Below are 13,937 nucleotides of genomic sequence, written 5' to 3' on the forward strand. Positions count from 1 at the left end.
TTCGATTCACAGTCGAAACCCCGAGTCACCCGTTCGACAGGGATGCAGAACTAACGATGATAGGGTTCGAATAGTTAGAAATCTAATGGCTGGATTTATACATTTTGCGCGAGGACAGATGGTATGGGAGACACACACGTAACGTGTGGGCATTGCGATGGGGAAGGAGTTTGCAAAAATAAGAAGGGCACATACTCTTGCAAGACCTGTTGTAAAGCTGATCGTGCCGCCTTGAAGGGCAGCACTGTGAAATGTTCTATCTGTGATGGCACTGGGTGGGTTTCCCCGTGAATACCCCAGAATAGAAAATCTGACTGAGTGTCATGTCTGTGACCTGTCTCTACCGATTCAGTCGACGGAACGCTGACTCGGACTTCTGGGAAGAGGAGTGGATACTCGAAGACCGTTCTCTGAGTCCGTTACGGTAGTTCTGCGAGAGGGAATCGACCGCGACTCAGGCGACCTGTGCGTCGTACTCGTCCGCCGAGAGGAGGTCGTCGAGTTCGCTCTCGTCGCTCAGGCTGATCTCGAGCATCCAGCCGTCGCCGTAGGGGTCGTCGTTGACGAGTTCCGGTGCGTCGAAGAGGTCCTCGTTCACGGCCGTGACCTCGCCGCTGACGGGCGCGTAGAGGTCGCTCACTGCCTTGATGGACTCGACGACGCCGAACGCCTCGTCGTGAGTGACGTCGTCGCCGACGTCGGGGAGTTCGACGAACACCACGTCGCCGAGCTCGTCCTGCGCGAAGTCGCTGATGCCGACGCGGACCGTGTCGCCGTCGCGGGCCGCGTACTCGTGCGATTCCATGTACCGTCGGTCGTCGGGGATGTCGAAGCTCATCGTTCGTAGAAGGGGAGTGATTCGACGCGTGCTTTCTTCGACTGCCCGCGGACCACGACGCGCAGCGTGGTCCCCGGGTCCGTGTGGTCGGTCGATACGTACGCGAGCCCGATGGGGTCGTCGAGCGTCGGACTCATCGTGCCGCTCGTCACTTCGCCGACGACGATGTCGTCGGTGTCCGTGACGTCGTACCCGTGCCGGGGGACGCCGCGGTCCACGAGCCGGAACCCGACGAGCTTCTCGTCGATGCCCTCCGCCTTCGCCTGCTCTAAGGCGTCGCGGCCGACGAACTCGGTGTCGAGCTTCACCGTGAACCCGATCCCGGCCTCGTAGGGGTTCCGCGGGTCGGTCTCGTGGTCGAAGTCCTGGCCGGAGAGGAGGAGTCCGGCTTCGAGCCGGAGGGTGTCGCGCGCGCCGAGCCCGCACCGCGTCACGTCGCGCTCCTCGGCGAACGCCGCCCACACCTCGGGCGCGTGATTCCACGGGGCGACGAGCTCCACGCCGTCCTCGCCCGTGTACCCCGTTCGCGCGACGAGGCACTCGACGCCGGCGACCGTCGCCCACGTCGAACTGAACCGCGACAGGTCCTCGACCGCGACGTCCGTCGCGTCGTCGACGTGCCCGATCGCATCCGGGCCCTGGACGGCGAACATCCCGTAGTCGTACGTCGCGTCGTACACCGTCGCGTCCAGGTCGTGCTCGTCGCGGTACGCGGTCCACCGGTCGTGCATCTGCTTGGCGTGTCCGGCGTTCGGCACGAACAGGAACGACGACTCGCTCCCGCCGTCCGACTCGCCCGCGTCCGCTCCGGAACCGCCGTCGGTCCCGGGGAGCCGGTAGACGACCGTGTCGTCGATGATGTCGCCGTCATCGTCGGTGATCGTCGAGTACTGCGCGTCACCGGCGTCGAGCGCGGTGACGTCGTTCGTCGTCAAGCGCTGCATGAGCCGTTCGGCGTCCGGTCCAGACACCTCGATCTCGCTCATGTGCGAGACGTCGAAGATGCCCGCGGTCGACCGGACGGCCTCGTGCTCGGCGCGGATGCCATCGAACTCGACGGGCATGTCCCACCCGCCGAACTCGGTGAACTTCGCGCCGGCCTCGGCGTGACGGTCGCGCAACGGCGGCGTCTCCAGGGCCATACCGGAGTCGTCGCCCGCCGGCAAGTAATGCTTTCGTATCCCGGTTCCCCGCGCCCCCGTCCCGACTGTCACGCGACGCGGCGGGTTCGTCCGTGAGTGCGCCGACGCGTTCGGAACAGGTAAGTAACGTCCGGGAAAACGACGGCGCGTGAATCGGACCGTTCGACGAGCGGGCGCGTTCGCGCTCGTCGGGTCGCTCGTGCTCGCGGTGCCCGTCCTCGGTCGACTGGCGGTCGCCATCCCGGCGGTCGTCCTCGCGTTCACCGCCGCCGTCGACGAGGGGCCGCTGTTCGAACTGTTCGCGCGTCCCGGTGACCGCGAGGAGGACCGGCTCTACGGCCTCATCGGGTTCACGCTCGCCGCCACGGGCCTCGGTATCCTCGGGTTCATCGCGGAGCTCTCGCTGGGCGTGTTCGTCGGGACGGTCCTCCTGCTCGTCTGGGGGAACCTCACGAGCGAAGCCGTCAAACAGCGGTACCCGGACCCGTTCGCGGCGAGCGCCGGGTTCGCCGCGGGCGGGTCGGTCGCGTTCGTCCCCGGTGCCGCGTTCACGCTGTTCCGGGAGGGCGCGAGCGTCCGCGACGCACTCCCCGAACTCGCCTTCCTCGCGGTCGCCGGAGCCGTCTTGGGCGCGCTCGTCCGCGCGGCGCTGTTCGAGCGCGACGACCCGCTCGTGCTCTGGTCGGTCGCGCTCACGCTCTGGTTCCTCGAGGACCTCGTCGCGAACCCCGACGGCGGCGAGGTGGCGCTCGCGGTCGGCGTCACGGTCGCGTTCGGGTACGTCTCGTACTACCTTGAGACCGCGAGCGTCCCCGGGATGCTCACGGGCGTCCTGCTGGGGCTGCTCACCATCGTCCTCGGCGGCCTGGAGTGGTTCGCGATACTCATCGCGTTCTACGGCGTCGGCGGGTTGTCGACGAAGTTCAGGTACGAGGAGAAGGCCGCGCGCGGCGTCGCGGAGGACAACGAGGGCGCCAGGGGGAGCGGGAACGTTCTCGGGAACTCCGCGGTCGCGCTCGCGGCGGTCGTCGGGTACGCCGCGGTCGGACCCGGGTACGTCCCGCTCGCGGAGGACGTGTACCTGTTCGCGTTCGTCGGGAGTCTCGCGACCGCGATGAGCGACACGCTCTCCAGCGAGATCGGCGCGGTCTACGACGACCCGCGGCTCGTGACGACGTTCGAGCGCGTCGACCCCGGGACCGACGGCGCCGTCACGTGGCAGGGCGAGCTCGCGGGGTTCGTCGGCGCAGCACTCGTCGCCGCGGCCGCGTACGCGCTGTTCCCCGCGGTCGGCGTCGCGGGCGCCGGCGTGGTGTTCGCGGCGGGGGTCGCCGGGATGACCGCCGACAGCGTCCTCGGCGCCACGATAGAAGACGCGTTCGTCGGGAACCAGGGCGTGAACTTCCTCGCGACGCTCGTCGGCGCGCTCGTCGGCGGCGCGCTCGCCGTGCTCGTCCTCGACGTCGCGCTCGCACTCTCCTGACATGCCCGTCCGTGACGCGACGCCAGGCGACGTCCCGGTCGTGCGCGCCCTCCAGTCGCTCCTCCCGGAGCCCGTCGACGACCTGTTCGCGGACGGTCTCCCCGGCGGTATCACGCTCGTCGCCGTCCCTGCGGGGGCGTGGTCGCCGCCCGGCGACGCCCGCGGCGGCCAGCCGGTCGGGTACGTGCACGCGTACGACACCGGGTACGTCGCCGAGCTCGCGGTCGCACCCGGACACCGCGGCCGCGGCCACGGTCGCGCCCTCCTCTCGCGATGCCTCGCCGAACTGCGTGCCCGCGGCGTCGACCGCGCGGAACTCGAGGTCGCGGCCGACAACGACCGTGCGCGGTCGCTCTACGAGTCGCTCGGGTTCACGGTCGCTGAACGCCGACCGGACCGCTACGAGACCGGCGACGGCCTCCGGATGACCGTCGCGCTCGACTGACGGCTCGAACCGGATCGACGCTCGCGAAGGCGCTCGGGCCGACTCGCGTCCACGACCGGTCCTCGCCTCCATCCGTCCGGTAACTGCCACCTACCTTTCCGTTCCCGGCCGGAACGCGAGGCACGATGACCGACACCGACGAGATTCATCACCGAGAACTCGACCCCGACGGCGAGGCGCCAGCGACACAGGTCGCGTCGACCGTCGCTTCGCTCTCCGAACGCGACCAAGAGGGCCTCCAGAGCGCGTGGGAGCGCTTCGACCACGTCGTCGACGAGATATTCGAGAACCCGCCCGCGCCCGAGGCACAGGTCGAGGTCCGGTTCACGTACGAAGGGTACCGCATCACCGTCGAACAGGACGGCCACGCGCGGTTCGTTCCCATCGACCCGGACGCGGAGTGACCGCTCCCGAACGCGGAGCGAGGTCTCTCGAACGCGGAGCGCGCTCCAGAACGTGCGGCCGTCGCGCGAGTCGCGCGCCGTGCGGTCAGACCGCGAGGTCGGCCGCGGTCCGGACGCGCACGCTCGTCGGTCGCTTCACGAAGTCGCCGAGTTCGGCGGCGACGACGTGGTCGACGCCGCGCTGCGCGGCGACGTCCAGGACCTTCTGCTCGAGTGCGCCGTCGAGCACTATCGCGTGCGGGTCGACGGCCGCGTCCCGGAGGAGCTCGAACGCGTCTGCGGCGCTCGCATCCGCCTGCACCGCGTACTCGTCGTCGAGCAACCGGACCGTTCCGGTGTCCTCTCCGACGACCGCGCTCACGTGCCCGCGGAGCGACGTCGGCGCCTCCGCGTCCGCGGCGTCCTCGGGCCGTACCGGCCGCTCGCCGTCGACGTCGCCCGCGCCACTCGCCTCCGCGCCGGCGGCCGTCCCGTCGCTCGGTTCGTCGGCGTCGCCGGACGCTCCGTCACCGGTCGCGTCGGCGGCATCGCCTGGCGCTCCGTCACCGGTCGCGTCGGCGGCCGCCGTCCCACCGTTCGCTCCGACCGACGATTCCGCGCCCGGCGTCGCCGGAGTCTCCGCCACGTCCTCCGTCCCCTCGCTCTCTGACGACCCGTCCCGACCCGCGGACGCCGGCGCCGGCGTCGCACTCCCGTCCGTCGCCGCGACCGCCGCCGCCCGCGGGTCGCTCGCACCCGCGACCGTCGCGTACGGCACCTTCTCGCGGAGCGCCTCGAACACCTCGTGGTGCGCGAGGTCCTCCACGGACCTGTCCTCGGGCGCCAGCGCGACGTAATCCACGTCGCCGACGTCCGCGAGCTCGCGGAGGATGAGGTCGCCGCCACGGTCACCGTCGAGGAACGCCGTCACCGTGCGCTCCGCGGTCAGGTCCGCGACGACCTCCGGGACGTTCGTCCCCTCGACCGCGACCGCGTTCTTGATGCCGTACTTCAACAGCTGGAGGACGTCCGACCGGCCTTCGACGACGATGATCGCGTCGCTGTCCGCGACCCGCGGGCCCGCCGGCAGGCCCTCGTACTCGGTGACGTCCCCGACGCGGACGTGCTCGCGGACCTCCTGGAGGATCTCGTCGCTCGACATCACCGAATCGTCGAACGCCGTGTTCAGGAGCTCCTTCGCGCGCTCGACGACGCGCCGGCGCTTGGCGGCGCGCACGTCCTCGATGTCGCTCACCTCGCAGCGCGCCTGGCACGGCCCGATGCGCGTGAGCGTCTCCAGGCTCGCCGCGAGCGTCGCGGTCGCGACCCTATCGAGGCCGCTCGCGATGGTTATCGTCCCCTCGGTCTGGCCGCGCGTGACGTCGACCTCGACGTCGATGCGACCGACCTTCGACGACTGCTGTAACTCCCGGAGGTCGAGCTGCTCGCCGAGCAATCCCTCGGTCTGCCCGAAGATGGCGCCGACGACGTCGCTTCGCTCGACCACGCCGTCCGCCGTGAACGTCGCGTGAATCAGGTACTTTGCCGTGTCTTCCATGTTCTGTCGGCCCCGACGGGGCCGTCGTGGTGGCCCTCCCGGGCCCTGCTGGTATCGCTCCCCTCGACGGGGGCTGTCGACCGACCGCATCGCCGCGTCGTCCCACCGCGGGACCGTACTGCGTGATGATGTGAGGCCATCGCGAACGATGGCGCGCTGTGAATCGTATCAACGAACCCGTGCGCGACGCACGAACTCGTTCGCAGTACGTCCCCGAGTGGTGTATACCTGTTGCAGGGGCCCGCAGGGTCGACGCGTTGCCGGACGGAACGTGACTACTCGCGGTCAGTACGGCGACGGAGGTGGCGTCTCGCGGTCAGTACGGCGACGCGCGGTACTGGTAGGCGAGGAGGACGACGAGGACGACGAACCCGCCGAGGAAGAACATCGCGCCCGGCGGGAGGCCGCCCGCGAGGAGGTCGCCGCCACCGCCGTCAGCGGCCGTCGTCGCGACCTCGGTCGTCGTCTGCGCGGCGGACCGGAGGCTCTCCGCGGCGGTCTCGGTCACCGTCGGTTCCGCGGTCGGCTGTCCGGTCCCGGCGGCGGTCTCCGTCGCCGCCGTCGTGTCGACGTTGTTGATGCCGATGTCGCCACCGTCAGCGCTCGTGGCCGTCGAGGCGTTCCCGCCGCCGCTCGTGGATGCGGCGCCGTCGGCGCCGCCGGTGCCGGCGTCGACCGCCGTCGCCTCGCTGTCGTTCGGCGCGGGCGCACCACCGCTGGCAGTGAACGCCGACCCGGCCGCCGGCCCGAACAGCTCGGTCCACGCGTACTGGACGACGAGGCTCGACGCCGCGAGCACACCGACGCCGCCGACGAGGCGACTCAACGCCGTCCGGATGCGGCTCGCTCGCGACTCGTCGCTCGACACGATGAGCGGGCCGTCCTTCGGCGCGTACACCTTCATCTCGTTCCCGCGCGAGGAGTACCACGTGTCCACGACCTCGACGAGGCCGGCGTCCGTCAGGTTCTCCAGGTGATAGCGGACGTTCTGGATGGAGGAATCGACCGCGTCCGCGACGTCGCTCGCGGTCATCGGCTCCTCGTGGAGCGCGGTGAATATCGCGCGCGCCGTCTCCGAGGACAACGCACCGAACACCTTCTCCGCGTCCTCGCCCTCGAGATCGACGACGCGCGGGGCACGGTCCTCTGGCACCTCGGTGTCCGACTGGAACGGGAGGAGCCGCGACATTGATCGTCTCAACGGACGCCCCCTATCCTAAAGCACGTTACGCAAGATGAAAACGCGTTTTGAGCTAGGCCGACCCGCTCCCCTCACGCGATACCCGACGTACTACCGGTGTGACATCGCTCGGACACGACGCGTGGGTGAAACGCCCATCGCACTCACCGCGAGGTAGGTTCGACGCGCGTTTCATCGACCCGGAGCGCGTCCACGACCCCTTCGCCGGGTAGCCGACCGGCACGCCCAACTGCCCGCATCGCGTAGCGGCGAGCGATGAGCGCTCCCCGCTTCCCCGACGCGGTCCTCGCCGAGTACGACTGGCGGCACGTCCGCGACGACACCGAGACCGCGCTCTCGCTCCCCCTGTTCACCATCACCGCGTACAACACCATCTACGAGCACGCACCGTCGAGCGACGCGTTCGCCGCCGTCGGCGACCCCGAGGTCGACGTCTCCGGGCGCTCCGCGTTCACGAGCGCGCTCGAGTTCTCCACGCCGCTCATGGAGTTCGGGTTCTCGCCCGCGAGCGTCTTCGGTATCGCCTGCGACCACGCGAAGACGGAGTTCGCGGACAGCGTCCGCGAGGACGGCCTCGTGAACGTCACGCGGTTCGCGGACCGCGACATCGACCGCGTCGACCGCCGGGGCGACCCCCGCGGTACCGGGAGCGACCCCGCTCGCGCGTTCGGGTACGACGTCGAGTACCCGCTCGTCGACGACGTCATCGCCGAGGACGTCACGAGCGGCCAGTTCACCGTCCGCGGCGAACTCTGGGCGATCATCTGGCCGACCGACCGGGCGTACGCGATGGCCGGCGGGATGTTCCCCACCGAGAACGTGGCCGACGCCATCGCGCGACAGGCGCCCGCGGCGACGCTCGCGACCGACACCGACCTCGACGTCGACGTCGAACGCGACCGCGAGCGACTGCTCGACGCCCTGAAACGCGCAGAAACAGTCGACTGAGCGATGGCGGCGAGTTCAGACGCCGCGGTCCTGCAGCTCCTCCTCGGTTAGACGCCGCGGCCCTGCATCTTCTCCTCCTCCGGCAGGTCGACGTTCGCGTCGCCCTTCATCGACTTCCCGAGGTTCGACGCGATCTCCGCGAGCGTCTCCGGGTCGTCGTGGTTGTTGACGGCCTGCACGATCGCTTCGCCCATCGCCTCGGGGTCCTCCGCGCCGAAGATCCCGGAGCCGACGAAGATGCCGTCGCACTCGTGGTACATCATCAACGCGGCGTCCGCGGGCGTCGCGATACCGCCGGCGGCGAAGTTCACGACCGGAAGCCGCCCCATCTCCGCGGTCTCGTGCACGAGCTCCTTCGGCGCTTCGTGCTCGCGCGCCCACTTCTCGCGCTCCTCCCAGTTCATGCCTTCGAGCTTCCGGATGGCGCCCTTGATGGTGCGCTGGTGGTGGACGGCCTGGTTCACGTCGCCCGTGCCGGCCTCGCCCTTCGTCCGGATCATCGCCGCGCCCTCGTCGATGCGACGGAGGGCCTCGCCGAGGTTGCGCGCCCCGCAGACGAACGGCGCGGTGAACTCGCGCTTGTCGATGTGGTACGCGTCGTCCGCGGGCGTCAGCACCTCGCTCTCGTCGATCATGTCGACGCCGACCGCCTGCAGGATCTCCGCCTCCTTCCGGTGGCCGATACGGGACTTGCCCATCACGGGGATGGAGACGCTGTCGACGATGTCCGCGACGTCCGCGGGGTCGGCCATCCGCGCGACCCCGCCGCGCTTGCGGATGTCCGCCGGGACCGCTTCGAGCGCCATGACGGCGACCGCGCCGGCTTCCTCGGCGATCTTCGCCTGCTCCTCGTTGACGACGTCCATGATGACGCCGCCCTTCTGCATGCGAGCGAACCCGCGCTTGACCAGTTCGGTCCCGTGCTTGAGGCTCTCCAGGTCTGTCTCCTCGGTCATACCCCTGGATTGCACCCGGCCGCACTTATACCGACCGCCATCCGCTGCGCCCGCCGGTATGAGGTGCGTCAACGTGGCTCTTCCGGGCGGTTCAGCGGCCGGGACCGGGAGTGATTTGTGCGAGCCACCCGCACGGTGGGCGTGATGGAGTTGCCAGTCGACGACCTGCCGGCGCGGGAGGACCTCCCGTGGTACGTCGCGCCCGTCCCCGAACTGCTGGAGGACCTCGGGCTCCGCCTCGTGTGGCTCGTGGTCGCGACGAACGTCCTCGGGACGCTGTTCGGGTTCTACTACTACGGCCTGAATCCCCTCGCCGAGGGGTTCGTCGAGGGTCAGTTCTCGCTCGAACCGCTCGCGATGTGGCCCCTGGTCCCGGACTCGCCGGTGGCGACGCTGTTCATCGCGCTCGCGTTCGGCGCGTGGGCGCTCGGCCGGTCGAACGAGTACCTGACCGCGCTCGCGTTCTTCGGGTGCCTGAAGCTCGGGGCGTGGACGCCGTTCGTCCTGCTCGCGTTCCAGGCCGACTTCTCGTACACGGGCGTCCTCATGTACAACTTCCTGTTCTGGAGCCACCTCGCGATGGTCCTCCAGGGGTTCGTCCTCCACCGCATCGGGGACTTCCCCGTGCGTGCGGTCGCCGTCGCCGTCGCGTGGTACCTCCTGAACGACGTCGTCGACTACTTCGTCCCCGTCGTCGGCGACCCCCACCACACCCTCATCCCCGCCGAGGAGATCACCGCGAGCGGCGTCGTCCACACGCCCGGCCCGCACCGCGTCGCCGCCGCCGGCGCCGTCGCACTCACGGTGCTCGCGACCTTCCTCGCACTCGCCACGCGCGTGAAGAAGCTGGAACTCGGCGTCGGGTCGCTCGACGACCTGCGCTGACTCCCCGACCGACCGTGATTCACGCCAGGTTCACGCCTGTACGTCGCGGGTCGCGTTCGCGTCCGTGGCGTCTTCGCGGAACCACGCGGGCGCTTCGACCTCGGTCTCTCCGACCGCGTCGTACCGCACCCGAATCTCGCCAGCGAGCGCCGTGCCGTTCCGCGTCGCGTCGAACGAGACCGTGTAGTTCAGGACGCGTCCCTCGTCGGTCACGTACAGGTCGAGCGTCGCGTTCGACGCGCTATCGAGCGCGACGCCCTCGGCGTCGACCGCGTCCGCGGACGCCCCGGCCGCCGTGACGTGGTAGGTCGCCGCGCCGACGCGCGTCGCGGTCGCGTCCTCGCTGGACGCCAGCAGCAGGGAGAGAGCGTCCACGTTCCGCGGAACGCCGGGGTACATCGACGCCGGCGTCGCGGGCTCCCCGCGCGGCGTGTGGACGACCGCGTACGAGGCGTTCTCGGCGGGATGGCGTGCGACGATCGACCCGTTCGCGTACAGGCTCCGCTCGCGGTCGTCGACGCCCGCGCCTGCCCGGGTCGACTCGACGAGGTAGACGTCCGGGTTCGACGCGACCGCGACCGTGGTCGACGCGTTCAGGAACGCCGTGCCGTTGGCGGACGCGAGCGAGTGCGCCTCGACGATGGCGTGCGAGCCGTTCGCGACCGCGTCGACGTGCGCGTCGGTCAACGCGAACGCGTCCGTCACCGTCCCGTTCGAGACGCCCGGCGGCCCGTCGACGTCGCCGTCGTCGCCGGTTCCCGTCCCGGTCGTCTGCGTCGACGAGCGCGTGGTCGTCGTCGAGGTGGTCGACGCGGCCGCTGGCGACGTCGTCTCGGCCGTCGTCGCGTCGGTCGCAGGCGTCGTGGCTCCGGGCGTCGTCCCGCCACACCCGGCGAGCACGACAATCACGAGCACGGGGACCACGGTACGTGCGGGGAGGGCCATACGGCACCTTTCCCGCCGAGAAAACATATTTTTTTGGACACTCGTGTCAGGGTGTCCGGTGCGTGCCGCAGGTCGCGGATACCGAGGTTGCCCCGACGTCGATCGGCGGCGGGGAGCGCCCCGCTAGTGGACGACGACGACCGCGTTCTCGGTCTCGACCATCTCGCCGTCACCGCCGTACGTGCGCTCCTCGCGGAGCTCGAACTCGTCGGCGGCGAGCGCCTCGCCGGCGACGTGGAGCTCGCCGTCGACGACCTCGTAGTCGCCGTCGGCGATGGCGCTATCGAACTCGTTCACCTGGCCGCCGTACTTCGGACCGAGCGTCGAGTAGTCCAGGTCGACGTCGACGACCTCCGTCGTGATCTCCGGCGAGGACTCGTGGACGGTGAGCTCGTCGACGTGCATGACGCCCGTGATGGCGTCCTCGAACCCGGTGATGTCGCCGAACACCTCGACGTGCGCGAGGTCCGCGTTCAGCGCGAGCTGCTCGTCGGTCTTGTACTTCCGGAGCGCGGAGATGACCTCCATCGCCGTCTCCCCGGCGTCGAGGTCCGCGTCGAACCCGCGCGGCTCCGGCCAGTCCGAGACGTGGACGCTCGTCTCCGCCGCGTCGACGTCCTCGCTGTCGCCGGCGACGTAGAACTCGTGCCAGAGCTCCTCCGTGACGTGGGGCATCACGGGCGCCCACAGCTTCAGGAACGTCTCGTGGGCGAGCGCGAGCGCGTACCGGGTCGACTCGCTGTCGCGCTCCTTCGCGATCTCGAGGTAGTCGTCACAGAACGTGTTCCAGAAGAACGTCCGCAGGCGATTCCGGGCCTTCGCGTACTCGTGGGCCTCGAAGCGCGCGGTGAGGTCCGCGACGAGGTCGTCGAGCTCCGCGAGCAACCACTCGTCGAGCGTGTCGAGGTCGACGGGCGCGTCGCGCTCGCTCGGCGGCGTCGCGTCGTCGACGGTCAGGTTGTCGACGAGCTTGCTCGCGTTCCACAGCTTCCGGATGAGCTTCTCGCCCGCGACGATGTCCGTGTCGCGGTACGGGAAGTCGTCGCCGACGCCCGAGGACGCCGCCCAGTACCGGACCGCGTCCATCGGGTACTCGCTGATGACCTCGCTCGGCGCGACGACGTTCCCCTTCGACTTGCTCATCTTCTCGCGGTTCTCGTCGAGCACGAACCCGTTGATGAGGACCGAATCGAACGGCACCTCGCCCGTGTGCTCGTAGCACTTCACGACCGTGTGGAACAGCCAGAAGCTGATGATGTCGTGGCCCTGCGGGCGAACGTCGAACGGATACAGCTCGGGGTTCGAGAGGTCGCCGGCCTCTAGTTCGCCGTTCCCGAGCGTCTCCGGGTCCCAGTCCGCGTTGATCAGCGGCGTCAGGCTCGACGTCGCCCACGTGTCGAGGACGTCCTCCTCCGGCCGGAACTCGCCGTGGTCGCACTCGGGACAGCTATCGACCGGCGGGTCGTCCGCGAGCGGGTCCGCGGGCAGCTGCTCGCGGTCGGCGACGACCTCGTGGTCGCACTCGGCGCAGTACCACACCGGGAACGGGATGCCGGAGTCGCGCTGGCGCGAGATGAGCCAGTCCCACTCCAGGCCCTCGATCCAGTGCTCGTACCGCGTGAACATCTTCTCGGGGTACCACTCCATCTCGCGACCCGCCTGCAGGTACTCGTCCTTGTGGTCGAGGATGTCGATGTACCACTGGCGGGAGACGCGGAACTCGACGTCGACCTCGCAGCGCTCGTGCACCTGGACCGTGTGCTCGTGGGGCTCGCGGTCGACGAGATGCCCGGCGTCGTCGAGGTCTTCGACGATGGCGTCGCGCGCCTCGTGCGTGCTCAGGCCCTCGTAGGCCTCGGCGATGTCCGTCATCGTCCCGGACTCGTCGATGGCGACGCGCAGCGGGAGGTCGTGGGCCTGGTACCACTCGATGTCCTTCTGGTCGCCGAACGTACAGCACATCACGACCCCAGTGCCCTTCTCGAGGTCGACGCGGTCGTCCTCGATGACGGGGACCTCGTGCCCGAAGATGGGGACCTCCGCGGTCTCACCGACCAGGTCCGCGTTCTCGTCGTCTTCGGGGTGGACGAACACCGAGACGCACGCCGGGAGCAGCTCGGGGCGCGTCGTCCCGATGACGAACGACTCGCGGCCGTCGTCGGTCGGCTCCGCGAGGTCGAACCGGACGTCGTTGAAGTGCGTCGACCGGTCCGCGTCCTCCATCTCCACCTGCGAGATCGCGGTCTCGCACTCGGGACACCAGATCGCGGGCGCCTTCTTCCGGTACTCGCGGCCCTGCTCGTAGAGGTCGAGGAAGGATAGCTGGCTGATGCGCTGGACGCGCGGCTCGATGGTCTTGTACGTGCGATTCCAGTCGATGCTCGTGCCGAGCTCCTGCATCTTCTCGGTGAACTCGGCCTCGTACTCCTTGCAGACCTCGCGGCACTTCTCCTGGAACTCCCGACGCGAGAAGTCCCCGTGCCGGATGTCCAGTTCCTTCTCGGTGAGGCGTTCGCTCGCGATACCGTTGTCGTCGTACCCGAACGGGAACAGGACGTCGTCGCCCGCCATCCGGTGGTAGCGCGCGGCGAAGTCCTGGAGCGTGTGGCCGTAGAGGTGCCCCATGTGGAGGCTCCCCGAGACCGTCGGCGGCGGCGTGTCGATACTGTAGACCGTGTTCGGGTCCACCTCGCCGTCGCCGTCGTACGCGTAGACGTCCTCGTCGACCCATCGCTCCTGCCACGCTGCCTCCATCTCGTCGGGCTCGTAGTCACCTGCTGGCATGTGTTCGTATACTCGGTGTGTCGTGCATTCCGCTGTTAAGACTCTCGATGCGCCGCCGCGAGGCGGCGCGGTCGCGTCGAACGCGCCCACGACGGGACGCGTCGTCGGCTGTTGGTCGGTTCGCGCGATGCGGTCGACGGTACCGTGGCTCTCGCGTCCGAAGCCGGCGCGGGGAACGACGCGCCGCCGACACCCGCGACTGGTCGGTCGCGGGCCACACGGCGAGAACGAAGGCACCGCTGTCAGGCCAGGGGACGTACTACGGCGACAGCGAACGACTCCATACACACGAATCGACAGCGCGCGGTGAAAAGGGTAGCGGTGGCGTGACACCGCGTCGCGACCCGCTCGACGCGGAACTACCTCACG

12 protein-coding genes are annotated in these 13,937 nt (G+C 69.4%); 5 read left to right on the top strand and 7 right to left on the bottom strand.

Annotated features, from left to right (window positions below):
- Positions 1 to 454: 454 nt before the first annotated feature.
- Positions 455 to 838, bottom strand: a complete 384-nt coding sequence (gene gcvH, locus SM754_RS08275) for a glycine cleavage system protein GcvH (protein WP_323675748.1) — start codon at positions 836 to 838, stop codon at positions 455 to 457.
- Complete coding sequence (gene gcvT / locus SM754_RS08280; protein WP_323675749.1) at positions 835 to 1,980, bottom strand: glycine cleavage system aminomethyltransferase GcvT; 1,146 nt, start codon at positions 1,978 to 1,980, stop codon at positions 835 to 837. The genes gcvH and gcvT overlap by 4 nt, the downstream gene beginning before the upstream one ends.
- 148 nt (positions 1,981 to 2,128) lie before the next feature.
- On the opposite strand from gcvT, the gene SM754_RS08285 reads away from it, so the two are divergent.
- The 3 genes from SM754_RS08285 to SM754_RS08295 all read left to right on the top strand — a co-directional run bounded on the left by SM754_RS08285 (position 2,129) and on the right by SM754_RS08295 (position 4,312).
- Positions 2,129 to 3,463, top strand: coding sequence for a DUF92 domain-containing protein (locus tag SM754_RS08285; protein WP_323675750.1), 1,335 nt, complete (start codon positions 2,129 to 2,131; stop codon positions 3,461 to 3,463).
- A gap of 1 nt (position 3,464) precedes the next feature.
- Complete coding sequence (locus SM754_RS08290; protein WP_323675751.1) at positions 3,465 to 3,908, top strand: GNAT family N-acetyltransferase; 444 nt, start codon at positions 3,465 to 3,467, stop codon at positions 3,906 to 3,908.
- Positions 3,909 to 4,033: 125 nt separating this feature from the next.
- A complete protein-coding gene (locus SM754_RS08295) occupies positions 4,034 to 4,312 on the top strand; it encodes a HalOD1 output domain-containing protein (protein WP_323675752.1) in 279 nt (92 codons plus the stop codon).
- Positions 4,313 to 4,397: 85 nt separating this feature from the next.
- Here the strand turns inward: SM754_RS08295 and dnaG are convergent, their stop codons facing one another.
- On the bottom strand, positions 4,398 to 5,849 hold the full coding sequence (gene dnaG / locus SM754_RS08300; RefSeq protein WP_323675753.1) for a DNA primase DnaG: 1,452 nt from the start codon (positions 5,847 to 5,849) through the stop codon (positions 4,398 to 4,400).
- Between the two features lie 316 nt (positions 5,850 to 6,165).
- Positions 6,166 to 7,038 carry an ArsR/SmtB family transcription factor gene (locus SM754_RS08305; RefSeq protein ID WP_323675754.1) on the bottom strand — a complete coding sequence of 291 codons (873 nt, stop codon included), beginning with the start codon at positions 7,036 to 7,038 and terminating at the stop codon, positions 6,166 to 6,168.
- A 267-nt stretch (positions 7,039 to 7,305) separates the two neighbouring features.
- On the opposite strand from SM754_RS08305, the gene SM754_RS08310 reads away from it, so the two are divergent.
- Positions 7,306 to 7,998, top strand: a complete 693-nt coding sequence (locus SM754_RS08310; protein WP_323675755.1) for a DUF6517 family protein — start codon at positions 7,306 to 7,308, stop codon at positions 7,996 to 7,998.
- Between the two features lie 47 nt (positions 7,999 to 8,045).
- Here SM754_RS08310 and pdxS read toward each other — a convergent pair whose 3' ends face one another.
- On the bottom strand, positions 8,046 to 8,954 hold the full coding sequence (pdxS, locus tag SM754_RS08315) for a pyridoxal 5'-phosphate synthase lyase subunit PdxS (protein ID WP_323675756.1): 909 nt from the start codon (positions 8,952 to 8,954) through the stop codon (positions 8,046 to 8,048).
- 144 nt (positions 8,955 to 9,098) lie between these two features.
- Between pdxS and SM754_RS08320 the strand changes: the two genes are divergently transcribed.
- Positions 9,099 to 9,839, top strand: coding sequence for a DUF1405 domain-containing protein (locus SM754_RS08320; protein WP_323675757.1), 741 nt, complete (start codon positions 9,099 to 9,101; stop codon positions 9,837 to 9,839).
- A gap of 30 nt (positions 9,840 to 9,869) precedes the next feature.
- Here SM754_RS08320 and SM754_RS08325 read toward each other — a convergent pair whose 3' ends face one another.
- Positions 9,870 to 10,784: a hypothetical protein gene (locus SM754_RS08325; protein ID WP_323675758.1), complete on the bottom strand. Its 915-nt coding sequence runs from the start codon at positions 10,782 to 10,784 to the stop codon at positions 9,870 to 9,872.
- Positions 10,785 to 10,907: 123 nt separating this feature from the next.
- Positions 10,908 to 13,568 carry a valine--tRNA ligase gene (locus tag SM754_RS08330; RefSeq protein WP_323675759.1) on the bottom strand — a complete coding sequence of 887 codons (2,661 nt, stop codon included), beginning with the start codon at positions 13,566 to 13,568 and terminating at the stop codon, positions 10,908 to 10,910.
- Positions 13,569 to 13,937 lie beyond the last annotated feature (369 nt).

Source organism: Halorubellus amylolyticus (genome assembly GCF_034808145.1).
GTDB lineage: Archaea > Halobacteriota > Halobacteria > Halobacteriales > Natrialbaceae > Halorubellus.